We start from the raw sequence: 21592 nt of genomic DNA, 5'->3' as shown, positions 1-21592 counted from the left end.
CCATGACTCAGGCACAGGAACAAGAGGTTCCCCGGGTGCAGCGTGTGCTGGCCTTCGCCGCCCATCCGGACGACATCGACTTCGGTGCCGCCGGAACCGTGGCGGGCTGGACCGCGGCAGGCGCCGAGGTCACGTACTGCATCATGACCGCCGGTGACGCCGGCGGTTTCGAGCCCGGAGACCGAAACAAAGTAACGGAGCTGCGCAGCAGCGAACAGCAGGCAGCCGCCAAGCTCGCAGGTGTGCGGGACATCCGATTCCTGGGTGAACGCGACGGCTTCCTGGCGGTAACCCCCGAAGTGGTGGAGCAGGTTGTCGCGCTGATCCGCGAAGTCCGGCCCGACGTCGTGCTTTCCATGCATCCCGAACGCAACTGGGACCGCATCCAGGCCAGCCATCCAGACCATCTGGCCTGCGGCGAGATCGTTACCCGGGCGGTATATCCGGCGGCTGAGAATCCGTTTGCCTTCCCGCGGCTGGCGGAACAGGGCCTGGAAGCATTCAAGGTCCCGTGGCTATGGTTTTACGGTGCTCCGCGGGAACGGGAAAACCATGCCGTGGATATCAGCGGGCTGGTTGAAACGAAACTGGCAGCGATCCGGGTACATGCCAGCCAGCATCCGGACATTGGCAGGATGGAAGCTGCGGTGAAGTCCATGCTTCGTGATAACGCTCGCCGTTTTGGGCTCCCCGACGGTGCCAGTGCCGAAGTTTTCCATGTGGTGGGAGTCAACACCGAGCAGACCATCGCCGGGTTCTGACGTCTGCGCCGGCTCCCTCCTGCCGACCGCAGCCGTCCTTGTGCTGTACCGGTGGAAGGGGTCCTTGATCCGTTACAGGTTTGCCTCGGCCCAGGCACCGATGGCCTCAGCCAGGTAGGCGGCAAGCTCCGGGTTAATGGCTCGGGCCTCCTGCAGAAGTTCCTGCTGCCGGTCCCTGCCGGCAAGGGGTCTCAGGCCGCGAAGGGGATGACCAACAGGATGGGCGGTGTGGGAGTCGGCGAACCGCCGTCGGGCTCCACCGTCAACGCCACCGCACTGTAGGGATCAATGTCCGTTAGCTCCGTGGCCTTGGTTCCGGAGACTTCCTCGCCTGTCATGACACCCACCGACACCGGATCGGATCCGTCGGCCGGGACGCGCCACATCTGGTAGACCGATCCTTCAGGCGGGGCCGGGACACCGCTGAGTGTGACGACGGCGGCGTCCTCGCCCTTGGAAGTGGCCACTTCCGCGGTGCCTCCGGTGGGTAGGTCAATGGTGCGCTGCTGCACGTCGGAAGCTTGCAGCACTTCCTCACTCACCGAATCGGGTTGTCCGAGGTTGCTGACGGTCACGCCTCCCACAATGATTGCGGCGGCTGCGGCGCCGGCAAGGATCCAGCGGCCGGCGCGGCCCAGGGGTGAGCGGCGGCTGCGGCGGGCGGCAAGCTCGTCGCCGGGATCCGGAGCGGGAGCGGAATCCTCCTGCTCCGGCAACCGGGCCATGATCCGTTGCAAAAGGTCTTCGGGCGGAGCGGCTTCGGCCCGGTAGCCGCCGGCCAGTGCTTCGCGCGTGGCCCAGACACGCTGGAGGAAGGACCGGCGGACGCCCGGGTCTGCCTGTTCCAGGGCGGCATCCACTGCCTGCCGGTCGTCGTCGGGCAGGGCGTTCAGGGCGTAAACCTCAGCCCATTCCAGCAGCCGGCCGTCGGCCAAGTCTGTGTAGAGGGCATCTGAGGAGGCATCAAAGCTGTTTTCAGGCATTTGCGGGCACCCCCAGACATTTCTTCAGTCGTATGAGTCCGTCGCGGATCCGCGACTTGATGGTTGGCACTGCGGCATTCAGTTTTTCCGCGACCTCGCGGTAGGTGAATCCGCCGTAGTAGGCGAGGCGAACCGATTCCCGCTGGGTGTCGGTCAATGACTCCAGGCACTCCACCACCGCTTCGGCATCGAGTCGCTGAGCGACGGTGTCCGCCACATTGTCATAGTCCGGTTCCTGCATGGCGGCGCCGAAGCGGGCCTCCCGGTTGGCGGAACTCTGTTCGGAACGGACCCGGTCAACGGCGCGGCGGTGGGCAAGCGTCAGCAGCCAGGCCAGGGGCGAACCGACTGCGGGATCGAAGCGGGAGGCGCTGGTCCACACCTGCAGGTAGACCTCCTGCGTGGTGTCCTCGCTGAGCTCGGCATCAATGAGCACCCGGCGGGCCAACCCGTAGACACGACGTGATGTCAGTGCGTAGAAGCGCTCGAAATCGCCACGGCTGCCGCCGGCAATCCCCGCCAGCAGTGACTCCAGCGAAGGCTGGGGGACGGGCGGTTGCCCGTGGTTCTGCGCGGCTTCGGCGGCGCGCTCCGGAATGGAGGCCTGCGCGGCGGAGGGCCGTCCCTGGTTCGGCTTGTCCATAGGCTTCCAGCATAGGGGGAAACCCGTGGCTGCGGCTCCCTGAGTTTCCATGCCCCCTATTCGTTGCCGGAGCCGGAATGGATGGGGCGGTCTCCCTGCGGCAGTTCCCGAAGGATTCTAGGGAAGGCGGGCGGAGGCGATCAGTGTATCGGCATTCAGGTTGTACTCCTCACCCAACTGTGCCAGGAAGGCGGTCTTCACCCTTGCCGCCGCTTCCTCGTCCTCCGGCAGAAGGAAGCGCAGTCCGCTGCCCATCACCAGCGACCAGGCCAGGGACTGGTTGAGCTGGACCTGCGCCGGAGTGGAGAGAACCTTGATGTCCTGGAGTCCGAAACCCTCGAGCCAAGCGGTAAGTTTCTCCGGCGTGTTCAGGCGTTCAGTGTTGTCCCGTGCCCCGGAAATCAGCCCCGTCAGCTCGGGCCGCTCGCGCCGGCATTCCTGCACCAAAAGATCAGTAAACGGGCTCAGGGCACCTTCGGCCCACGTGCTCAGGGCCAGCATGCCGCCCGGACGCAGGTTCGAGACCAGGTGTGCTGCTCCCTTGTCCATGTCCGGAAGGAAGAAGATCGAGTAGGCGGACAGCACGACGTCGTACGGCTCATCTCCGGTCCACGCACCGGCGTCGCCCAGATGCAGGACAACATTCTCGAGGGACAGGGTGCTGGCTTTCGCCTGGGCCAGGGCCAGCATCTGTGCCGAAAGATCGACGCCGTCCACCCGCCCGCCCGGGCCGGCGTACTGTGCCGCGGGGATGGTGGTTGCTCCGGTGCCGCAGCCTGCATCCAGGATGCTGTGGCCAACCTCAATCTCGGCAGCTGCCACCAGGGCGTTGCCCATCGGGTTCCAGAGCGAAGGTGCCAGGCGCTCAAAGTCGGCGGCGCCGTCGTCGAACGCGGCGCCAATCGTGATCTCGGGCATGGGAGTCCTTAGAGCTGGGCACCTGCGAAGCCGTGTTGGCGCCAGGCTTCGTAGACGGCGATGGAGGCGGAGTTGGCAAGGTTCAGGGAGCGCAGAGACGGCAGCATGGGCAGGCGGACGCGCGCGGTAACGTGCGGGTCCTGCTTTACCTCTTCGGGCAGTCCCACGGATTCGCGGCCAAACATCAGCACATCGCCGGGCTGATAGGCGATGTCCGTGTAGGACGTGTCACCGTCGGAGGTGAAGGCATAGACCCGTTCCGGAGCAAGGGCTTTCCACGCGGCCTCCAGGGTGGGATGCACGTGGAGGACGGCCAGGTCATGATAGTCCAGCCCCGCGCGGCGCAGCTTGGAATCCTCCAGCTCAAAGCCCAGGGGCTCAACGAGGTGGAGTTCGGCCCCGGTAATGGCGGCCAGGCGGATTGCATTGCCGGTATTGCCGGGGATTTCAGGGGTGTGGAAGAGGATGCGGAACACAACCCCATCCTAAGCCCGGCAGCTATCGGACCGTTGCATCGAGGAGTCCGCCAAGCACGGGGAGCTGCACCACGTTGGCCTGCGGTCCTTCGCTAAAGAACCGCTTGAGTTCGCGCTGGAGGGTTCCGGCATTGGCGACGTGAACCATGGCGGGGGCGCTGCGGCTCAGCGACGGCGGATAGTCGATCACGGGTTCAAAGGGATTGCCGTTGGGGCTGTGCAGCACCACCCAGCCGCTGACGTTGCACTCCGGGAAGCGGTCCTGGAAGGTGCGCACGGCATCCGGAAGCCGGCCAATGGACACCTCCCTGCCGCGGTAGCGCAGGTGCCGGCCGTCCCAGCTGTAATTGCCGGGAGAAGCAACCTGGGATTCAAGGACGGCCATCCGGTAGCCGCCCAGGAGCACATGGCCCACGTTGAGGTTGCCGCCGCGGGGAGAGCGGTCCGGCAGGTGCAGGCCGTTGACCAGCCGTCCTGCCGGATAATCCGGCAGCAGGGTGCGTTCAAGCAGGCGAATGGTGAGGACCTCGCCGTCGTACCGGGCGCCCGCACCGGAGCCCAGGCGCGCCATGAACCCGGGCTTGCGGGGGGATCCGTGGACCTGCTGTCCGGCCAGCGCCAGCGGCAGCACCGGCGGGGAACCGGGGGAGAAGTCCGGGACGAAGCGGGGGGTCTTGGCCAGGACCTCGTCGGGGGAAGGTGATCCGCCGCGGGTGTAGCCGGTGCGGGCGGAGGACGCCGGTTTGGAGGCGGCTCCGGGCCGCCCGCCGGAGCCGCGGCCCAGGCTCAGGTCATACGCCGCCTTTTGCTCCGGGTTGGACAGCACCTCGTACGCCTCGGCGATGACATGGAACGTTTCGGCGCTGCCTCCGTGATCCGGGTGGGTGGCGCGTGCGGCTTTGCGGTAGGCCGTCTTGATCTGGTCCGTTGTGGCCGAGGGGGCAAGACCCAAAACCTCATACAGCGTCTTGGGCGACGGGCTCACAGCGGATCCTCTCATTGGGCCGGAAGACCCGGCAGGCACAGCGCGCGGATGGCGCCGCAGGTTTCACAGCGGTTGCATTCTCTCAGGTTGGCAGCGTCAGGGGCCAAACCTGCAGCCATAAGGCTGCACCAGCTATAACGCTGGAACGGTGAACTATGTTTCCCGGAGGGACGAAGCAACTCTGCGGACAGAGTGATAACTCGCCGCGGCAGCGGGGATGACCCGTGGGCGGTCCGGATCGGTGTTGTCCACGACCACCGTGGCCCGGCCCGCTGGATCCGTGTCAGCGAAGTAGAGCCGCTGGCCGTCCACATACCGGTGCATGGCCGGATCATTCGGATCCGTCGGTGTTCCGTCGCGCTGAGCCATCCGAGCCGCGGTCACGGGAAACGGCACGTCGAGGAACACCGAGAAATCCCACTCCGCCGCCAGTTCGCGGCGGTGCAGGAAGAGCCCGTCCACCAGCACGACGGCGTTGGCGGGGGCGGGCAGCTCGGGCGGAGACAGGACGGCGTCGGTGACGAGGCTGTGCCCGGCGGGCCGGTAGCTCCCGCCGCCTCCCGGCTTCAGCGGGTCGAGGACGTAGGCCCGAAACTGTTCCACGTTGTAGGAATCGTGGCGAAAGCCGGCTGCCGAACGTCGGCCGCGCCGGTACCGAATGCTCTGGCGGTGATGAAAGTCATCCAGTGACACCCGGATCACCGGCCGTGGGTTCACGGCACCGGCCAGTTCGGCAGCCAGGGCGTCTGCGAAGGTTGTTTTCCCGGAGCCGTCAACGCCGTCCACCGCCGCGAATACCCGGCAGCCGGGGGACCTGCCGGACAAGGCTGCCGCCAGGTTCTGCAGGAGCACAGCCCGGCGGACAGGCACAGGGCAAACCGGGAGCGCCGGCGGGGGAGGCGGAGTGGTCACAGAGGCATTGTGTCAGTTCCAATCGGCATCGGTTGCGATCCCCGTTAGAATGATCAGGTGCCCGTGTACCTAGATCACGCGGCGACCACGCCTATCTCGGCCTCGGCCCTCGCCGCACTCACGTCAGAACTTAGCCGCAGCGGCAATCCGTCCTCGCTGCACGGCTCCGGCCGCCGCGCCCGGATGGTGGTGGAGGAATCGCGCGAAGCGCTCGCCGCCGCCGCAGGCTGCCACCCCTCGGAGATCATCTTCACCTCCGGCGGAACCGAGGCGGACAATTTGGCCGTCAAGGGGCTGTACTGGTCCCGGCGCGATGCCGACCCGCGCCGCACCCGGATCCTCTGTTCCCCGATTGAGCACCATGCAGTCCTGGACACCGTCCAGTGGCTGGAAAAGCATGAGGGTGCCACGGTGGTATGGCTGCCGGTGGATCAGGACGGCGTGGTCTCCGAGGAAGCCATCCGGGCCGAGCTTGCCGCCCATGCGGACACCACTGCCCTGCTGACCGTCATGTGGGCCAACAATGAAGTGGGCACGGTCCAGGACATTCCCGCTCTCACTGCGCTGGCGCACGAGTACGGGGTGCCGGTGCACACCGACGCCGTGCAGGCGTTCGGTGCACTGCCGGTGGACTTCCGGGCGGCCGGTGTGGACACCATGGCCATCAGCGGTCACAAGATCGGCGGACCGGTGGGGGTCGGGGCGCTCGTCGTTGGACGGGCCGTGAAACTCACGCCGGTGATGCACGGCGGCGGCCAGGAGCGGGATATCCGCTCCGGAACCCTGGACACCCCCGGAATTGCGGCCTTCGCCGCTGCAGCCCGTGAAGCCACGGAAAACCTTCCCGCTGAGTCCGCCCGCCTGCGGAACCTGAGGGACACGCTGATCGCCGGGGTGGAGCGCGAAATTCCGGACGCGGTGCTTCGGGGCGCACAAGAGGATCACAACGGGGATACCGACCAGCAAGGCAGGCCACGCCGGCTGCCGGGCAACGCCCACTTCACATTTCCGGGCTGCGAAGGCGATTCGCTGCTGTTCCTCCTGGATCTGGCCGGGGTGGAATCCTCCACCGGCTCGGCGTGCACGGCGGGAGTTCCCCGGCCCTCACACGTTTTGCTGGCCATGGGACTGAGTGAGACCGAGGCCCGCGGTGCGCAGCGTTTCAGCCTCGGGCATACAACAACGGCCGCAGACGTTGACACCTTGTTGAACGCACTTCCCGAAGCCTATGAGCGGGCCAAAAAGGCCGGTATGGCTTCCCACGTCAGCAGCATCCAAACAGCAGGAACAGGTTTTACTTCATGAAGGTTTTGGCAGCAATGAGCGGCGGAGTGGACTCCGCCGTAGCCGCAGCACGAGCAGTGGAAGCCGGGCACGACGTCGTCGGCGTCCACCTGGCGCTGTCCCGCATGCCGGGCACCCTGCGCACCGGCAGCCGGGGCTGCTGCACCATCGAGGACTCGCGCGACGCCTGGCGGGCCTGCGACATCCTGGGCATCCCGTACTACGTGTGGGACTTCTCCGAGCGGTTCAAGGAAGACGTGGTGGATGACTTCGTCGCGGAGTACGCCGCCGGCCGCACCCCCAACCCCTGCATGCGCTGCAACGAGCGGATCAAATTCGCCGCCCTCTTGGAAAAGGCACTCGCCCTGGGCTTCGACGCCGTCTGCACCGGCCACTACGCCAAGGTGATCACCGACGCCGACGGGAATCCGGAGCTGCACCGCGCCGCGGACTGGGCCAAGGACCAGTCCTACGTGCTGGGCGTGCTAACGCACGAACAGCTCAAGCACTCCATGTTCCCGCTGGCCGAAACCCCGTCCAAGGCCGAGGTCCGGGCTGAAGCCGAACGGCGGGGCCTGTCCGTGGCCAACAAGCCGGACAGCCACGACATCTGCTTCATCCCCGACGGCGACACCCGCGGCTGGCTCGAAGAGCGCATCGACATGACGGAGGGCGACATTGTCGATTCCTCCGGCGAGAAGATCGGCACGCACCCCGGAGCCAACGCCTTCACCGTGGGCCAGCGCAAGGGCCTGAAGCTGGGCCGTCCGGCTGATGACGGCAAGCCCCGCTTCGTGCTGGAAATCAGGCCCAAGGAAAACAAGGTGGTCGTGGGGCCGGAGAAGCTGCTGAACATCGACCAGATGCGCGGCATCAAGATCTCCTGGGCCGGTCTGCCGATCCCCGAGATTGCCGCCCGCACCCAGTTTGACTGCATGGTCCAGGTCCGCGCCCACGGCGATCCCGTGGCCGCCCGCGGCTGGATGGAAGATGTTGCCTCCGCAGAATCCGACGGCGGCGTCCGCGAGGAGCTTGTCGTCCGACTGAACGAACCGATGCGCGGCGTTGCTCCGGGCCAGTCCATGGTGATCTACCAGGGCACCCGTGTCCTGGGCCAGGCCACGATCGATTCGGCACGTTCGCTGGAATGGGATCCCGCCGCGGTGTCCTGATCCGGGCGGACCGGCGTAACGTGCTCTGCCGCACGCGGGCCGGACTCTAGACTGGAGCCATGACTGAAACATCCGCAGATGAGTTCGACCCCGCTGCCAGTTCCCTTGCCGGTCAAATATCCGACGACGTTATGCAGGAACTGCTGGCTGTCCGCAGCAGCATCGACAACATCGATGCAACTCTGGTGTATCTCCTCGCGGAACGTTTCAAGGCCACCCAGCGGGTGGGGTACCTGAAAGCGGAGCACGATCTGCCGCCTGCTGACCCGGGACGGGAAGTGGCCCAGATCGCCCGGCTGCGCCGGCTCGCCGAGGACGCCCACCTGGATCCGGCCTTCGCGGAAAAGTTCCTGAACTTCATCATCAGCGAGGTCATCCGGCACCACCAGGCGATCTCCGACAACCACAACGGCGGCAACAGCAATGCAGCAGGACTCTAACCAGACGGACACTAAGCAGCCGGAATCCACCACCGTCACGGCCACTGCCTTTGGGTCGTGGCCGGGCAATGACCCGGTGGAAGCCACCCGAATCATCCGCGGTGAGCTAGGTGCGCCGCATCTTCCGTTCCTGGTGGAACTGCCGCACCGCGGTCCGGGTGCCGACGCCCTGGGGCGGACCGCCGCACTGCTCGTGGACCTCGCCGTGGACCTCCAGCCGCACGGTTGGCGCCTGGTGCCCCGGGCTGGAAAGGACCACCGCAGGGCAGTCTCCCTGCTGAGCCAGGATCTCAATGCCCTCGCCGATGTTGTGGGTGCCGAGGAATCCCCGGGCAGGCAGCTGAAGATTTCACTGCGCGGTCCGTTGTCCCTGGCCGCCGGTCTCTACCTGCACAACGGGGAACGTGCCCTCTCTGACGCCGGAGCCCGACGGGAACTGCTGCAGTCACTCACCGCAGGCGCAGCGGACTATGTGGCGCGTGCACGCACAGCCGCGCCGGACGCCGGCATTATCGTCCAGCTCGATGAGCCCGACATCGCCGAAATTCTCGGCGGCGCCATTCCCACGGCCAGCGGCTACCGGACACTGCGCTCCGTGCCGGCCACGGAAGTGTCATCCGCCTGGGCCCAGCTCATGGAGGCACTGACCCTTGCAGGTGCTGAGCAGATCGTCCTGCGCCTGCCGGAGACCGGACGCTCCGCGGTGCTTCGCCCCGGAGCCCAGACACCTTTTGCGCTGGCACTGGGGGCGGGCGCAACCGGCGCGGCCCTGCCTGCCGCCGGGCTTACCGGAGCGGACTGGGAAGGAATTGCGGAAGCGGTCGAAAGCGGAAAGTCGCTGTGGCTGGGGATCCTGCCGGAACCGGCAGGGAACGCTGAGCCCCGCCAAGTGAAAGCCCTGGTGGAGGATGTACTGCGGCCGTGGACCAAAATCGGTCTGTCAGCCAACGTGCTTCCGGCGCTTCGCCTGACACCGGCCGCAGAGCTGGCGGAGGTATCGCCGTCGGCCGCCCGGAAGGTCCTGAGCCGGCTCACGCAGACTGCGCAAGCGCTGTCCCAGGTGGCCGCCGAGGGCTGGGGCACCGGAACTTAACCGGCTCTTATACCCGCCGCTCCCAGCGGGCAGGCACGGCCTCGGCCGGAAGCTTGCCGTCCCAGGGCTGCTGCCGGTAAGTGAAGCTTCCTTCGTAGACGAAGATGGTACCCACCTGCCTCTGCACCACCCGCGTGCGGATGCGGAAGACGCCCTCGCCGTCGTCGTACCACTGCTCCACATGTGCGTCCGCAGCAGCAAAGCCAGGCAGCGGAAGCCGCAGCGGGCCCAGGAACAGCCGGCTGCGCGGAGAATCCATGAGCAGATGCCCTTCCCCGGTCACGGACAGCACCAAATCAGTGGCCAGATTTCGTTTCCGTCCCAGATAATCCGTCAGATGCCCCGGACCGGTCAGCGTGGTGGTGTCCTCAAAGGTCCGGTTGCCGCCGGGAAACCGGAACGTCCGCACCGCGGTCAGCGACGGCCTGCCCTGCGGATCCTGATGCGGGTAGTTGCGGATGGTAAAGGGAATGCCGGTGCCGTAATCGGGGAAGAACGCGTTCGATACCGGAACTAGTTTGAGCAGCGGGCGCAGCCAGGGACGGGGACAGCCGGCGGTTTCGAAAACGCCCTCTCCCTCTCCGTACACGCCGCCGCCGGCGGCTGCTGAGAAGTACTCCTGCAGCGCGGGCTGGAGCCGCTCGAAGTCCGCTCCGAGGACCTGGCGGTAAACGGAGCGGGGAACTGCTGCTGGTTCGGCGGGAGCCATGATCTAAAGCCTTCCGGAAGCTTTGAGCCGGATATAGAGGTCCGCGAGCTTGGGCGGCAACTCGTGCGGGGTTTCGTCAACCACCTCGGCACCCATGGACCGCAGCTGGGCGCTGACCGCTGCCCGGTCCAGAAGGGCACGCTCCGCCGCCGCTGCGCGGAACACCTCGGTGGCCGTTGTCCGCTGCCGCCGCAGTTCCTCCAGCTCCGGGTCCCGGACCGAGGCAACCACCACCACATGCTTGTCCAGCAGCTGCGGCAGCACCGGCAGCAGCCCCTCTTCGAGTGCGCCGGAATCCAGGGCGGTTATCAGCACCACCAGGGAACGGCGGGTGGAGACGGATTGGACGGCACCGGGTACCAGGGAAAAGTCAGCTTCAATCAGCTCGGCGTCCAGCGGGGCAATCGCCGAAACGAGGCGGTGCAGGAGATTGCCCTTTCCCCCGGACTGGACACGTGCCCGGATCCGCCGGTCAAAGGCCAGGAAGTCCACCCGGTCGGCACCGCCGGAAGCCAGCATGGCCAGCAGCAGGGCGGCTTCGATGCCGGTGTCAAGCCGCGGTTCATCGCCAATCCGGGCAGCTGACGTGCGGGAAGTATCCAGCAGCAGCACCACGCGCCGGTCACGCTCCGGACGCCAGGTCCGCACCACGGTGTCCCGCCGGCGGGCGGTGGCACGCCAATCGATGGACCGGACGTCGTCCCCGCGCACATAGTCACGCAGGGAATCGAATTCCGTTCCTGCACCCCGCATCTGCACCGTGGTGTTGCCGTCCAGCTCCCGCAGCCGCCGCAGTTTCGACGGCAGGTGACGTTTGGCGTGGAACGGGGGGAGCACCCGCAGCACTGCGGGGCACGGCAGGGTGCGCTGGCGGGCGGCCAGACCCAGCGGACCGAAGCTGCGTACAGTGACGGATTCACTGTGCAGGTCACCCCGGCGCTCCGGAAGGAGCCGCACCTCAAAGCGGCGGGCTTCATGCGCGGGTATCTGCATCCGCTGCACAGGGTTCAGGGCTCCGGCCGAAGGCTGCCAGCCGTCCCGGAAGCTGCCGCGAAGGGGACGGGTGCCGGTGTTGCGGACAGTCAGGACCGCGGCGGCAGGCTCGGTCAATCGAACGCTTCCCGGAACGGTGCGCTCCAGGGTGATCGAGCGCGGCGATGCAGCCGCCACCAGATCAACGCCGACAGCGGCGCACAAAAACACCAGCCACAGCGTGATCGAGGCAGCGCCCGGAAAGAGCAGGACCGCCACGGAACCCGCTGCGGCAAGGAAGACCAGCCGGCCGGAGATCGCCATCAGAGACCGGCGACCTAGCGCGGTACCGGAACGGTGGCCAAGATGCTGCCCAGCACGCCGTCGACTAAGACACCGTCCATCTGAGCCTCCGGGCGCAGCGACACCCGATGCCGCAGCGCCGGCAATGTGAGTGCCTGGACGTCATCCGGCGTGACAAAGGCCCGCCCCGAGAGCCAGGCCCAGGCGCGGGAAGTGTTCAGCAGCGCCGTGGCGCCGCGCGGGGAGACGCCAAGCTGGAACGACGGCGCAGTCCGGGTTGCCCGGACCAGGTCCACAATGTAGCCGAGGACTTCGGGGGAGACCTCCACCTCGGCGACGGCGCGTCTGGCTGACTCCAGATCGGCAGCCGAGGCAACGGGACTGACACCGGCGGCACCAAGGTTCCGGGGATCGAAACCGCCGCTGTGCCGGCGGATGATTTCAATTTCGTCGTCCCGCCCGGGCAGATCCATGGTCAGCTTGAACAGGAACCGGTCCAGCTGGGCCTCCGGCAGGGAATACGTGCCTTCGTACTCCACGGGATTGGAGGTGGCCGCCACAATGAACGGATCGGGCAGCGGACGAGACACTCCGTCCACTGACACCTGCCGCTCCTCCATGGCTTCCAACAGCGATGCCTGGGTCTTGGGCGGGGTGCGGTTGATTTCGTCCGCCAGCAGGATGTTGGTGAAAACAGGTCCTTCCCGGAAGGAGAACTCCGAAGTGCGGCCGTCATAGATCAGCGAGCCGGTGACGTCTCCGGGCATGAGGTCAGGGGTGAACTGCACCCGCTTGGTATCCAGGGACAGGGCGGCGGAGAGCGAACGCACCAGCAGGGTTTTTGCGACGCCCGGAACCCCCTCCAGGAGCACATGCCCCCGTGCCAGCAGCGCAATGATCAGCCCCGTCACCGCGGCATCCTGGCCCACTACGGCCTTGGCCACTTCCCGGCGGACGTCAAGCAGGGCCTGGCGGACCGGATCGGTGCCCGGGGTAACATCCCGGCCGGCGTCCGGCCCGGAGGGAGCGGTCTGCTCCGCGACTCCGGCTCCCGGCGCTTCCTCGGCCCTGATTTCTTCGGCACTGATTTCTTCGGCACTGGCCTGGTCTTCGGTACTGACCTGGTCTTCGGTACTGACCTGGGCCGTGGATGACGGCGGGGGACCCGGGGGCTGCGGCTGGTACTGCTGGCTCATGATGCGGTGACCTCTTCCTCTAGGGCTTGCAAATCCTGTGACCACTGAACAAGCGCGGCATCGCCTGCAGGCAGAGCCCCGTTCAACAGTGAAGTAACCTCGTCCTCAGGCCGGCCGGTGGACGCGGCGACTGCCCGCACCACCGCGTCGGTGCTGCTTCCGGGCCCCAGCCGCAGCCGGACAGCAAGGCGGGTGAGCGCAGCGGCCCGAAGTGTTTGGGCCGCGCGGTCCGTTGCACGGGCGTCCTGGTACAGCCGGGCGCGGCCTTCCGCCGTCTCTGCGGACCGTACCACCACGGGCATCGGTTCGGCGGCCAGAGGCCCCAACCGGCGTCCGCGCCAGAGCATTGCCAGTGCCGCCACAACGAGCAGCCACAGCAGCAGCGGATCCACCCATCCGGGCAACAGCGTGCGGAAATCGGCAGGTGCCTCCGCGGGCGGCACATCCGAGACAGTGGGCAAAAACCAGACCAGGGTTTCGGTGGAACCCAGGGTGCGCAGCGCCAGTGCCGCATTGCCCCGGTTGGCGAGGGACTCGTTGGCCAGCAGCGCGGAATTGCCCAGGACGATGACGCTGCCGTCGTCGTTGCCCGCGTACGAACCTGCCCCGGTGCCGCCGTCGGAGGCGGGAAAACAGGTGACCGGCCCGCGGTAGGCCAAACCGCCGGCGTCGATGCTTCGGGCGGCGGAAGCGTCCGCAGCATCGCACTCCGCCTCCAAACCGGCGTCCTGCTCCGGCAGCACCCCGGCGGAGCGGATCTCCGGGGCGAGCTCGGTGAGCTGGACAAAGCCGGGTTCCACCAGCACCTGCCGACGGGCAAGGCCGTTCAACTCCGCGAGCTGGTCCGGCCCCAGGAAGCCGTTGGGGTCGTACAGAAACAGCGTTGACTGCCCGCCCCGGCGTTGGAGAATGTCAACGGCTTCCTGATAGGAGTCCGGAACTTGAACGTCCACGCCCCGGTTGCCCAGGATCGTTGCCGCTGCCTGTGCGCCGGCGGGGGCGGGGTTTGCGGGGGAGAGCGCTGTATCGTCATCGCCGGATCCCCCGAGGACGGCTAGGAGGACAACGAAGCACAGCACCAGGCCCAAAATGATCCACAGCCGCCACGCCCGCAGCCGGGTCCGCACGGTTTCGCTGAGCGTCGGACTGCGGCCCGGACCTGCCGGGGGAACCGGAACGGCTTCCGGGGGTGCGGTGCCCGCGTGCGGGGCGCTCACCGTGGCACCGCCAACGTGTTACGGGCCGGGGAGGGAACTGCGGGAGACAGACGTTCCAGCAAAGCATCCAGAACGCCGGCCCGCTGCGCGTCACCGGAGGTGGCCGGCAGATGGCCGTACCGGACGTCGTCGAACCGCCGGGCCAGCCACATGATTTCGTCCAAGGCTGAGGGGAAAGACCCGGCCAGGATATGTCCCGCCTCTGCAGCCGTGCGGCCGGGACGGGGCTCGAGGACAACACGTTCCTCGGCCGAACGGATGATGGCACGCAGACGTTCGGTCACCGCCGTGTCCCATTCAGCGCGGGCGGCTGCCTCCTCGGCGAGCCTGCGGTGATCCACTGCGATCCGGACTTCCCCGGAGTCGAAAACCTCCCGGCGGCGCCGCGCATTCAACCGCGGGCGGACCAGGAACACCGCTGCGGCCAGCACGGCTGCTGCACCGACAGCCAGGAGAAGCACGCCAATGGTGGGATCGAAACCGGCAATGCCGTTGAGGAGCTCGGTAAAGAAGTTGCCCACCCACTGCCAAAAGCGCTCCAGCAGGGTGGGCTCGGCGGCCTGGTACACGGGCCGGGACAATTCCTGCTCAGCCCATTCCCGGCCCTGATCCGCATCGGGAAGCACCGGGACCTTCCGCACCCCAAACCCCTGCAGCGGCCCCGCCGCCCGCAGCATCATCCGCCGTAGCCCGTGCCGGGAGGTCCGCCGTAGGGCGCCGGTCCCGCTCCGGGCGGTGTTATTCCGCCGAAGCCGTCACCGGGCTTGCCGCTGTGCCGTCCGGGCACCAAATCCGGTGTGGCCCCGGCAATCTCCTGCTCCTTCATCAGGGTGAGGTCAAAGCCCTCGCGCCGAATTCGGAGATCAACATACAGCAGCGAAGTCACCGCGGCCTGAAAGGCGTAACCGATGGCGCTGAAGAAGGTGGTGAGGGCCGCATTCAAGGCAAACAGCGCCACCACTGTTCCGGCACCTGTGCCGGAGCCGCTGCCAAAAGCTCCGGCAAGGCTGGTGATGAGGAGCACCGGAACGCTGATGACCGAGGAGATGATGGAGACCAGAATGGCCGTCAGCGCAAGGATCCCGAAAGAACGCCAGAAGTTGCGGTTGGTCAGCTGCCAGGAACGGCGAAGCGACGCGAAGATCCCCGCGGGTTCCAGGACCAGTGCCGCCGGAGCAAAGGCCAGCTTGACCCCCAGCCAGACGAACACGGCGATCAGGGCCAGGAAGCCCAGAATCAGGACAGGAACGCCCGCTGCGCCCAGGACACTCACCAGCAGTCCCACCAGCACACCGAAAACCGCGAGCCCGATAACGAAGGCCACTGTCAGCAGCAGCCCCATTCCTGCCAGCGCAAGCAGCCGGGAGCGGCAAAGCCTCCAAGTCTGCGCGAAGCCGGTCTTGAGATTAAGGATGGACCGCGCGAGGGGCACCACCAGCACTCCCTGCAACAGCAGGACTCCCACTACGGAGATAACACCCAAAAGGGACAAACCGGTCACGGACCAGGCAGCGTTCGACTCGACGGAATCAAAGTCGGTGTCGTCGAAGTCCGGACTGAACAAGGCATCGGGCACAAGGCTGCCGATAAACAGGAACGTCAGCAGTGAGATGACGGCCTGGATCAGCAGTGCCGTTCCGAACGTTGCGGCAGGGTTCTTCCGGCAGGCCTGGAAAGCACCGTCCAAAAGCTCGCCCAGGCCGAGGGGCCGCAGCGGAATGATGCCGGGTTTGGGCGGAGGCGTCCAACCGCCCTGCGGCAGGGCGCCGGGGAACCCCCAGGGCTGGTTGGGCTGGTGGGGCGGGAAGCCGCCGGGCTGGTTCCACTGTGCGCCCGGCTGGTTCCACTGGTTCAGCGGCGGGGGCTGGTTCCACGGGTTTTGCGGCTGCGGGGGCTGGTTCCACTGCGGCGGCTGCCATTCCGGGGCGCCGCCCGGACGCGGCGCCGGCGGGATGCCGGGGATCCCGCCGTCGTCATTTTGCTCCCGCGGATCTCCGCCGCTGTGATTGTCCTGACCCAAGGTGTCCCCCCAAAAGAGTTGTTTGGCCTTATCCCACCATAGTTCCAGTGCAGTCCGGACGGCCCCTGTAGAAACAGCCGGAAACTCCGTCCCTTAGGATGATAGGGATATTGCCAGCTGTCGCGGTGTCCCGGGACGCACCCGGGGAACCACCTTTTCCGGACAGCGGGCTGAAGCGCGGTGCAGGCACCGGGCAGCCGGAAATTCGTCCGGCACCGCAACGATGGACCGGTGTGAGAAGTCATCCGGGGACAGGGAGATATGAAGGCACGCATTCTGGTCGTGGATGACGACGAAGCACTGGCCGAGATGATTGGCATTGTGCTCCGCAACGACGGGTTTGAGCCTGTCTTCTGCGCGGACGGCTCGAAGGCTCTAGAGGTCTTCCGCAGTTCCAAGCCGGATCTGGTCCTGCTGGACCTCATGCTGCCCGGCATTGACGGCATCGAGGTGTGCCGCCAAATCCGCGGTGAATCCGATGTTCCCATTGTCATGCTGACTGCGAAGTCTGACACGTCCGATGTTGTGCGCGGCCTGGAATCGGGCGCGGACGACTACGTGCCGAAGCCGTTCAAACCGGCAGAGCTCGTGGCCCGCGTGCGTGCCCGCCTGCGTCCCGGCGACACCAAGTCCCCTGAAACGCTCAGCATCGGAGAAGTCACCATCGACGTCGCCGGACACGTAGTGACGCGCGGCACCGACATCATTTCGCTGACCCCGCTGGAATTCGACCTCCTGGTGGCCCTGGCCCGGAAACCCTGGCAGGTTTTCACCCGCGAAATGCTGCTGGAACAGGTGTGGGGTTACCGCCATGCTGCGGATACCCGGCTGGTCAACGTCCATGTGCAGCGGCTTCGTTCCAAGATCGAGCGCGACCCCGAAGCACCCGAGATAGTTCTGACGGTGCGTGGTGTCGGTTACAAAGCCGGTCAGAGCTAGGCGCTCGCGGACTGCGGTCCTAAATAATGACATCCTGCCGGCGGTACTGCGGACGCTTCGGCGTCTTCGCAACGGGTTGCGAAAAGCGACGTTCCACCGGGTTGCCCGCCTCTGGCGGCGTTCCATGCTGTTCAAGACTGTGGTCTCCACGCTGCTGCTGGTGACCCTTGCCTGCGGCGGCGTGGGTGCTTTCCTTTCCCACCAGATTGCCGGCGCGCTCTATGAAGAGCGCCAAAACCAGTTCCAGTCCGAAGCCACAGCCGGACTGATTTCGGCGAAGGAAAACTTCCGGACCACCGCGGCAACTGACCGTGAAGGCACTGAACGGCTCGTCTCGAACACCCTGTCGCTGCTGGAAGGGCAGGGTGCCGATGCCCGGCGGCTGTACCTTCTCACGCCCCTGCCGGACCAGGAACAGAACCTGTTCGTCTCCCAAACGCTCGGAGAAGGCATCACCGCCGGCAGCATTCCGCTGGCCTTGAGCGAGTCCGTGAGCAGCATCAACGTCAACGAGGACCTGGACACCATCCACTGGTCCCCGCTCGCGCTCTCCCATGGGGAGCCCGGCCTGGCTTTTGGCACCAAGGTCACCCTGCCGCCGGACAGCGCCGAGTACGCGCTCTACCTGATTTACGATCTGTCGTCCATGCAGCACACTCTCGATGACATCCACCGCATCATGTGGATCGCCGGCGGGCTGCTCATGGTCATCATCGGAACCATCGCATGGCTCGTCACCAAGGCCGGTGTGGGCGCCGTCGGTGACGCCGCGGCCGTGTCTGAGAAACTGGCAAACGGTGAGCTGCAGGAACGCATGGTGGTCAAGGGCGAGGATGACGTGGCGCGTTTGGCTGCATCCTTCAACCGCATGGCCGCCACCCTCCAGGACCAGATCACCCAGCTGGCCCAGCTCTCACGCATGCAGCAGGTCTTCGTTTCGGATGTTTCCCACGAACTGCGCACCCCGCTGACCACGGTGCGGATGGCTGCCGAAGTGCTCTACGACGCGCGGGACGGCTTCGATCCGATCAGCAAACGGTCCACAGAACTGCTTTACCACCAGGTCGAGCGCTTCCAGGCGCTGCTGGCGGACCTGCTGGAGATTTCCCGGTTCGACGCCGGTGCCGCGTCACCGGATCTGGAACCCACCGACATTTTCACCGTGGTGCGCGACGTCATCGACGCCACGGAACCGCTGGCCCTGAACATCGGGTCCGAAATCACCGTGGTCTCGAAGGAAGTCAGCTGCATGGTGGACGCTGATCCGCGGCGGATCGAGCGGATCATCCGCAACCTGGTGGTCAATGCCCTGGAACACGGCGAGGGGCAGCCCATCGAGATTGCCATCGGCTCCAACGTTGACGCCGTCGCGGTTGCCGTCCGCGACCACGGCATTGGCATGACCGACGACGAAGCCTCCCGGGTGTTCGACCGTTTCTGGCGTGCCGATCCGGCCCGTGCCCGGACCACGGGCGGCAGCGGACTTGGCCTCTCCATCGCCGTCGAGGACGCGCTGCTGCACGGCGGCCTGCTTCAAGCATGGGGGCGACCCGGAGACGGAGCCTGTTTCCGTCTCACGCTGCCCCGCCGGCACGGAGTTCCGTTCTCCGATTTTCCGGTGCCGCTGTCGCCGTACGACGGCGCCTCCGGGCCCAGGGCACTGGCCGCACCTGCACCTGTGACACAGGAGATGAACGATGAAAGGTAACAGTCCGGCCCGCCAGCGGCCGTTCGCACGCCTGATCCTGATGGCAGCACTGGTACTGGCTGTACTGTCCGGATGCTCGTCCATTCCCACCACCGGCCCGGTGGGAACAGCCTCTGCGGACAGCGACGGCAGTTCGCTGGTGGACACCTTTGCCGTGGCTCCGCGCGGCCCCAGTCAAAACGGGGGAGAAACGCCGGAAGAAATCCTGCAGGGCTTCATCACTGCGGGAACGGGCGCCGCTGACGACTACAGCGTTGCCCGCGAGTTCCTCACCGACAGCCTCGCCGACACCTGGAACCCCACCGACCGTGTGCTGATCTACGGCGCGGATCCCAACATTGTGGCGGCGCGGGACGGCAACACCTACTCCATTCAGCTCGAAGTGGTGGGCGCCCTCGATGCCCGGGGAATCCGCACCGACAAGGCATCAGGCACCACGGAAACCCTCTCCGCCTCCATGGAGCAGGTGGACGGGCAATGGCGCATCAGCGCCATTCCGCACGGCATCATGATGTCCGAAGTCAATTTTTCCTGGCTGTTCCTTTCCCACAACCTGTACTTCTATTCGAGCAACTTTGAGTTCTGGGTGCCGGACACGCGCTGGTTCGTGCAGAAATCCGGAATCGCCGCCAATGTGGTCAAAGCAATGCTCGAGGGCCCGGCTCCCTACCTTCAGGGGGCCGTAAGCAGCGCATTCCCGGCGGGCACTGCACTTGCCCGGGATGCCGTACCGGTGGTCTCCGGGGTGGCCACCGTGGATCTTTCCGCGGACGTCCTGCAGGATTCCAGCGACCTGAACCGTCAGCAGATGGCCCTGCAGCTGCAGCAGAACCTGACCCACCTCAACAACGTGAATACTGTCAGCATGACCGTCAACCAGCGGGATGTGGATCTCGGCAAGGAAAGCGGCGCCCTGGTGGAGGCCGTGGCGGACCCCGAAGCGGGAAGCACACAGATAGCCGTTTACCAGAACGAACTGGCCTACTTCAAGGGAGTGGAACCACAGGCCATCGAGGGCATCCCGAGCGTGGCGGAGTACGGTCCCCGGGATCCGGCCCTGTCATTGGACCTGGCCACCATCGCGTTCCTCAACGCCGACCGGACCTCGTTGTTCCTGACCGGGCCCAATCAGGAGGTGCGAAAAGCGGCCGACGGCGCGTCCCTGACCGCGCCCAGCATTGATCCTGAAAAGTGGACCTGGACTGCCTCGAACGCCGGAACGGCCGCTCGAATCCTGGCCCTGCCGCCGGGCGGCGACGCCGACCAAATCCTGACGCTGTCCGTTCCGTGGCTTGACGAGGCAACCATTTCCGAGCTTCGGATCTCACGCGACGGTGCACGCGCGCTGCTGGTCACGAACTCCGGCGGCAGCAGCCACGTCCTGGTGGCCGGCGTTGTTCGGGACGCGGGAGGGGTTCCGAAAACCCTCACGACTCCGCTGGAACTCGCTGTTACCACCGAGTCAGGTTCGGGAATTCCGGCAACACAGCCGGTGGACCGCGCCAAGTGGGTCTCCGAGGATGCCATTGCAGTCCTGAAGACCTCTGCCGAAGGCCAGGTGACTCCGCTGATCCTCAGGCTCGGTGCCGATCCGGAGCCTCTGGCCGGTCTGAGTGGGATTACCGGTCTGAGCGTCGGCAAGGGTGAGCAGGAAATCTACGTACAAACCCAAACTGCTATGTACAAACGCATGGGTAACAGCTGGTACGAGGTGGGGGAGGGGCTGCTGGACCCGGCGTTCCCGGGGTAGGCGCTCCTGCACAGGCCGGCGGCTGCGCCGCTTATCCACTGCCGGCCGTTTTCGCCCAGCTTCGGCGCGGCTCCTGCCGGATGCTGGGCGGATGAGCGCGTTTTCCTGCTTTTCGAACCTGGCCCGCCGTGCTGACCGGTGGCGGCTTCAACCATGGGCAGCCTTGGTTGGAGCCGCATGGGCAGACCTGCTGGCGGTGCTCCTGCCAACGGCGTGCGTGGTCTGCGAAACCGCGGATTGTTCACTCTGCCCCGGCTGCCGCCGCGTGGTCCGGCGCAGCGGAACGCGCCCCTACTATGCACAGGACGCAGCGGAACTGCTGCCCGGCAGGGAAAACACGGCGGACAGCGCCCAGGGGTTCGAGGCCGATGAACCGGCGCTGCTGCCCGTCATCGCTGCCGGCCGCTATGCCGGCAGCCTGGCGAGAGTGCTCCTTGCCTACAAGAATCACGGCCATACTGATCTCGCCTGTGTGCTGCGTCCGATGCTCGCCGGTGCACTGCATCAAGCCGCGGCCGACGTCGGCGGCTTGACGGGCGGTGATAACCCCAAGATCGTCCTGGTCCCGGTCCCCGCAACGGGACGTGCCCGCCGCCGGCGGGGCTACAACCCGCTTGGCATGCTCCTCTCCACTCTCCAATCCAAGAGTCTCCTGCCGGCTGGAACAGCACTGGAACCTTTGGTCAGATTCAGAGGACGGCGTCCACGGGACCTTATGCGTCCCTCCGCCCTGGCCGCGGCTGCCGGCGGAGTGCGAAGCCAAAAGACACTGGGACGCAGCGGGCGCCGCAGAAATGTTTACGGGACTATGACGGCCGGGGAGAAGGGGTCGCTGGCCGGAACACGATGCCTGGTAATTGATGACGTCCTGACTACCGGGGCAACCATAGCGGAAGCCACTCGTGCGCTACGGGCTGCTGGAGCGCGGGTTGAGGGCGCTGTTGTACTGGCGGCAACCACAGCACCCTCATGTGACGCATCTAACACAAGGGGGGATTCTAATCCAGTTCCCGGCGTCTTGGGTAATCGGAATGTCCGGAGGTGAATAACGTCCGGCAGTGATCTAACGTGTTGGTATGGACAGCTTCAAGAAGCGGAGCTGTCCTGCGGC

General features: G+C 66.2%; 22 protein-coding genes. 9 read left to right on the top strand and 13 right to left on the bottom strand.

What is annotated here, in order from left to right:
• Positions 1–2 precede the first annotated feature (2 nt).
• A complete protein-coding gene (locus CXR03_RS01075; protein WP_104101397.1) occupies positions 3–761 on the top strand; it encodes a PIG-L deacetylase family protein in 759 nt (252 codons plus the stop codon).
• Between the two features lie 191 nt (positions 762–952).
• On the opposite strand, the gene CXR03_RS01070 is transcribed toward CXR03_RS01075, so the two are convergent.
• From CXR03_RS01070 to CXR03_RS01045, 6 genes are all read right to left on the bottom strand, one after another.
• Positions 953–1744 (bottom strand): anti-sigma factor, encoded by a 792-nt coding sequence (locus CXR03_RS01070; RefSeq protein WP_104101396.1) that lies wholly within the window; start codon positions 1742–1744, stop codon positions 953–955.
• Positions 1737–2387 carry an ECF RNA polymerase sigma factor SigK gene (gene sigK, locus CXR03_RS01065; protein WP_104101394.1) on the bottom strand — a complete coding sequence of 217 codons (651 nt, stop codon included), beginning with the start codon at positions 2385–2387 and terminating at the stop codon, positions 1737–1739. The genes CXR03_RS01070 and sigK overlap by 8 nt, the downstream gene beginning before the upstream one ends.
• 117 nt (positions 2388–2504) lie before the next feature.
• The gene (locus CXR03_RS01060) at positions 2505–3305 is read right to left on the bottom strand and encodes a class I SAM-dependent methyltransferase (protein ID WP_104101392.1); all 801 of its coding nucleotides are present in this window, start codon (positions 3303–3305) and stop codon (positions 2505–2507) included.
• 8 nt (positions 3306–3313) lie between these two features.
• Complete coding sequence (locus CXR03_RS01055; protein WP_104052564.1) at positions 3314–3781, bottom strand: tRNA (cytidine(34)-2'-O)-methyltransferase; 468 nt, start codon at positions 3779–3781, stop codon at positions 3314–3316.
• Between the two features lie 22 nt (positions 3782–3803).
• Positions 3804–4766: a J domain-containing protein gene (locus tag CXR03_RS01050; protein WP_181034461.1), complete on the bottom strand. Its 963-nt coding sequence runs from the start codon at positions 4764–4766 to the stop codon at positions 3804–3806.
• A 153-nt stretch (positions 4767–4919) separates the two neighbouring features.
• Complete coding sequence (locus tag CXR03_RS01045; protein ID WP_219816186.1) at positions 4920–5678, bottom strand: uridine kinase; 759 nt, start codon at positions 5676–5678, stop codon at positions 4920–4922.
• Positions 5679–5735: 57 nt separating this feature from the next.
• Here CXR03_RS01045 and CXR03_RS01040 point away from each other — a divergent pair, with 57 nt between their 5' ends.
• The 4 genes from CXR03_RS01040 to CXR03_RS01025 are packed head-to-tail and all read left to right on the top strand — an operon-like array spanning position 5736 to position 9667.
• Entirely contained in the window at positions 5736–6983 is a 1248-nt protein-coding gene (locus CXR03_RS01040; RefSeq protein ID WP_104101389.1) for a cysteine desulfurase family protein, read from the top strand.
• On the top strand, positions 6980–8134 hold the full coding sequence (gene mnmA / locus CXR03_RS01035; protein ID WP_104101387.1) for a tRNA 2-thiouridine(34) synthase MnmA: 1155 nt from the start codon (positions 6980–6982) through the stop codon (positions 8132–8134). Before CXR03_RS01040 ends, mnmA begins: the two co-directional genes overlap by 4 nt.
• Before the next feature lie 59 nt (positions 8135–8193).
• Positions 8194–8574: a chorismate mutase gene (locus CXR03_RS01030; RefSeq protein WP_104101385.1), complete on the top strand. Its 381-nt coding sequence runs from the start codon at positions 8194–8196 to the stop codon at positions 8572–8574.
• Positions 8558–9667 (top strand): hypothetical protein, encoded by a 1110-nt coding sequence (locus tag CXR03_RS01025; protein WP_104101384.1) that lies wholly within the window; start codon positions 8558–8560, stop codon positions 9665–9667. Before CXR03_RS01030 ends, CXR03_RS01025 begins: the two co-directional genes overlap by 17 nt.
• 7 nt (positions 9668–9674) lie before the next feature.
• On the opposite strand, the gene CXR03_RS01020 is transcribed toward CXR03_RS01025, so the two are convergent.
• Genes CXR03_RS01020 through CXR03_RS00995 form a run of 6 tightly spaced genes read right to left on the bottom strand, consistent with a single transcriptional unit; the run spans position 9675 to position 16084 of the window.
• Positions 9675–10376 (bottom strand): DUF4166 domain-containing protein, encoded by a 702-nt coding sequence (locus CXR03_RS01020; RefSeq protein ID WP_104101382.1) that lies wholly within the window; start codon positions 10374–10376, stop codon positions 9675–9677.
• Positions 10377–10379: 3 nt separating this feature from the next.
• Complete coding sequence (locus CXR03_RS01015; protein WP_104101380.1) at positions 10380–11672, bottom strand: DUF58 domain-containing protein; 1293 nt, start codon at positions 11670–11672, stop codon at positions 10380–10382.
• 14 nt (positions 11673–11686) lie between these two features.
• A complete protein-coding gene (locus CXR03_RS01010; RefSeq protein ID WP_258073440.1) occupies positions 11687–12847 on the bottom strand; it encodes a MoxR family ATPase in 1161 nt (386 codons plus the stop codon).
• Entirely contained in the window at positions 12844–14064 is a 1221-nt protein-coding gene (locus CXR03_RS01005) for a DUF4350 domain-containing protein (RefSeq protein ID WP_104101378.1), read from the bottom strand. Before CXR03_RS01005 ends, CXR03_RS01010 begins: the two co-directional genes overlap by 4 nt.
• Complete coding sequence (locus CXR03_RS01000) at positions 14061–14744, bottom strand: DUF4129 domain-containing protein (RefSeq protein ID WP_104101376.1); 684 nt, start codon at positions 14742–14744, stop codon at positions 14061–14063. Before CXR03_RS01000 ends, CXR03_RS01005 begins: the two co-directional genes overlap by 4 nt.
• Positions 14741–16084, bottom strand: coding sequence for a glycerophosphoryl diester phosphodiesterase membrane domain-containing protein (locus CXR03_RS00995; protein WP_104101374.1), 1344 nt, complete (start codon positions 16082–16084; stop codon positions 14741–14743). Before CXR03_RS00995 ends, CXR03_RS01000 begins: the two co-directional genes overlap by 4 nt.
• Positions 16085–16345: 261 nt before the next feature.
• Here CXR03_RS00995 and mtrA point away from each other — a divergent pair, with 261 nt between their 5' ends.
• The 3 genes from mtrA (at position 16346) to CXR03_RS00980 (ending at position 20481) form a co-directional block, all read left to right on the top strand.
• Positions 16346–17023, top strand: a complete 678-nt coding sequence (gene mtrA, locus CXR03_RS00990) for an MtrAB system response regulator MtrA (protein WP_104052552.1) — start codon at positions 16346–16348, stop codon at positions 17021–17023.
• A 124-nt stretch (positions 17024–17147) separates the two neighbouring features.
• Positions 17148–18731 (top strand): MtrAB system histidine kinase MtrB, encoded by a 1584-nt coding sequence (mtrB, locus tag CXR03_RS00985; RefSeq protein WP_104101373.1) that lies wholly within the window; start codon positions 17148–17150, stop codon positions 18729–18731.
• Positions 18721–20481 (top strand): LpqB family beta-propeller domain-containing protein, encoded by a 1761-nt coding sequence (locus CXR03_RS00980; RefSeq protein WP_104101371.1) that lies wholly within the window; start codon positions 18721–18723, stop codon positions 20479–20481. Before mtrB ends, CXR03_RS00980 begins: the two co-directional genes overlap by 11 nt.
• Before the next feature lie 241 nt (positions 20482–20722).
• On the opposite strand, the gene CXR03_RS18520 is transcribed toward CXR03_RS00980, so the two are convergent.
• Positions 20723–21121, bottom strand: a complete 399-nt coding sequence (locus CXR03_RS18520) for a hypothetical protein (RefSeq protein ID WP_258073439.1) — start codon at positions 21119–21121, stop codon at positions 20723–20725.
• On the opposite strand from CXR03_RS18520, the gene CXR03_RS18810 reads away from it, so the two are divergent.
• Positions 21101–21526, top strand: a complete 426-nt coding sequence (locus tag CXR03_RS18810) for a ComF family protein (protein ID WP_368784617.1) — start codon at positions 21101–21103, stop codon at positions 21524–21526. The two genes, CXR03_RS18520 and CXR03_RS18810, sit on opposite strands and share 21 nt — an antisense overlap.
• Positions 21527–21592: the final 66 nt, after the last annotated feature.

It is taken from the genome of Arthrobacter sp. 08Y14, assembly GCF_002929455.1.
Classification (GTDB): domain Bacteria; phylum Actinomycetota; class Actinomycetes; order Actinomycetales; family Micrococcaceae; genus Arthrobacter_B; species Arthrobacter_B sunyaminii.
This window is presented reverse-complemented; position numbering and strand designations above follow the sequence as displayed.

What these genes read in the sequence shown, in the direction of transcription:
- mtrA (WP_104052552.1), top strand. Translation starts at nt 16,346, where the DNA reads ATGAAGGCACGCATTCTGGTCGTGGATGACGACGAAGCACTGGCCGAG.
- sigK (WP_104101394.1), bottom strand. Translation starts at nt 2,387, where the DNA reads ATGGACAAGCCGAACCAGGGACGGCCCTCCGCCGCGCAGGCCTCCATT.
- CXR03_RS01060 (WP_104101392.1), bottom strand. Translation starts at nt 3,305, where the DNA reads ATGCCCGAGATCACGATTGGCGCCGCGTTCGACGACGGCGCCGCCGAC.
- CXR03_RS01000 (WP_104101376.1), bottom strand. Translation starts at nt 14,744, where the DNA reads ATGATGCTGCGGGCGGCGGGGCCGCTGCAGGGGTTTGGGGTGCGGAAG.
- CXR03_RS18810 (WP_368784617.1), top strand. Translation starts at nt 21,101, where the DNA reads ATGCTCCTCTCCACTCTCCAATCCAAGAGTCTCCTGCCGGCTGGAACA.
- mtrB (WP_104101373.1), top strand. Translation starts at nt 17,148, where the DNA reads ATGCTGTTCAAGACTGTGGTCTCCACGCTGCTGCTGGTGACCCTTGCC.
- CXR03_RS01075 (WP_104101397.1), top strand. Translation starts at nt 3, where the DNA reads ATGACTCAGGCACAGGAACAAGAGGTTCCCCGGGTGCAGCGTGTGCTG.
- CXR03_RS00980 (WP_104101371.1), top strand. Translation starts at nt 18,721, where the DNA reads ATGAAAGGTAACAGTCCGGCCCGCCAGCGGCCGTTCGCACGCCTGATC.
- CXR03_RS01020 (WP_104101382.1), bottom strand. Translation starts at nt 10,376, where the DNA reads ATGGCTCCCGCCGAACCAGCAGCAGTTCCCCGCTCCGTTTACCGCCAG.
- CXR03_RS01025 (WP_104101384.1), top strand. Translation starts at nt 8,558, where the DNA reads ATGCAGCAGGACTCTAACCAGACGGACACTAAGCAGCCGGAATCCACC.
- mnmA (WP_104101387.1), top strand. Translation starts at nt 6,980, where the DNA reads ATGAAGGTTTTGGCAGCAATGAGCGGCGGAGTGGACTCCGCCGTAGCC.
- CXR03_RS01010 (WP_258073440.1), bottom strand. Translation starts at nt 12,847, where the DNA reads ATGAGCCAGCAGTACCAGCCGCAGCCCCCGGGTCCCCCGCCGTCATCC.
- CXR03_RS01030 (WP_104101385.1), top strand. Translation starts at nt 8,194, where the DNA reads ATGACTGAAACATCCGCAGATGAGTTCGACCCCGCTGCCAGTTCCCTT.
- CXR03_RS01015 (WP_104101380.1), bottom strand. Translation starts at nt 11,672, where the DNA reads ATGGCGATCTCCGGCCGGCTGGTCTTCCTTGCCGCAGCGGGTTCCGTG.
- CXR03_RS01070 (WP_104101396.1), bottom strand. Translation starts at nt 1,744, where the DNA reads ATGCCTGAAAACAGCTTTGATGCCTCCTCAGATGCCCTCTACACAGAC.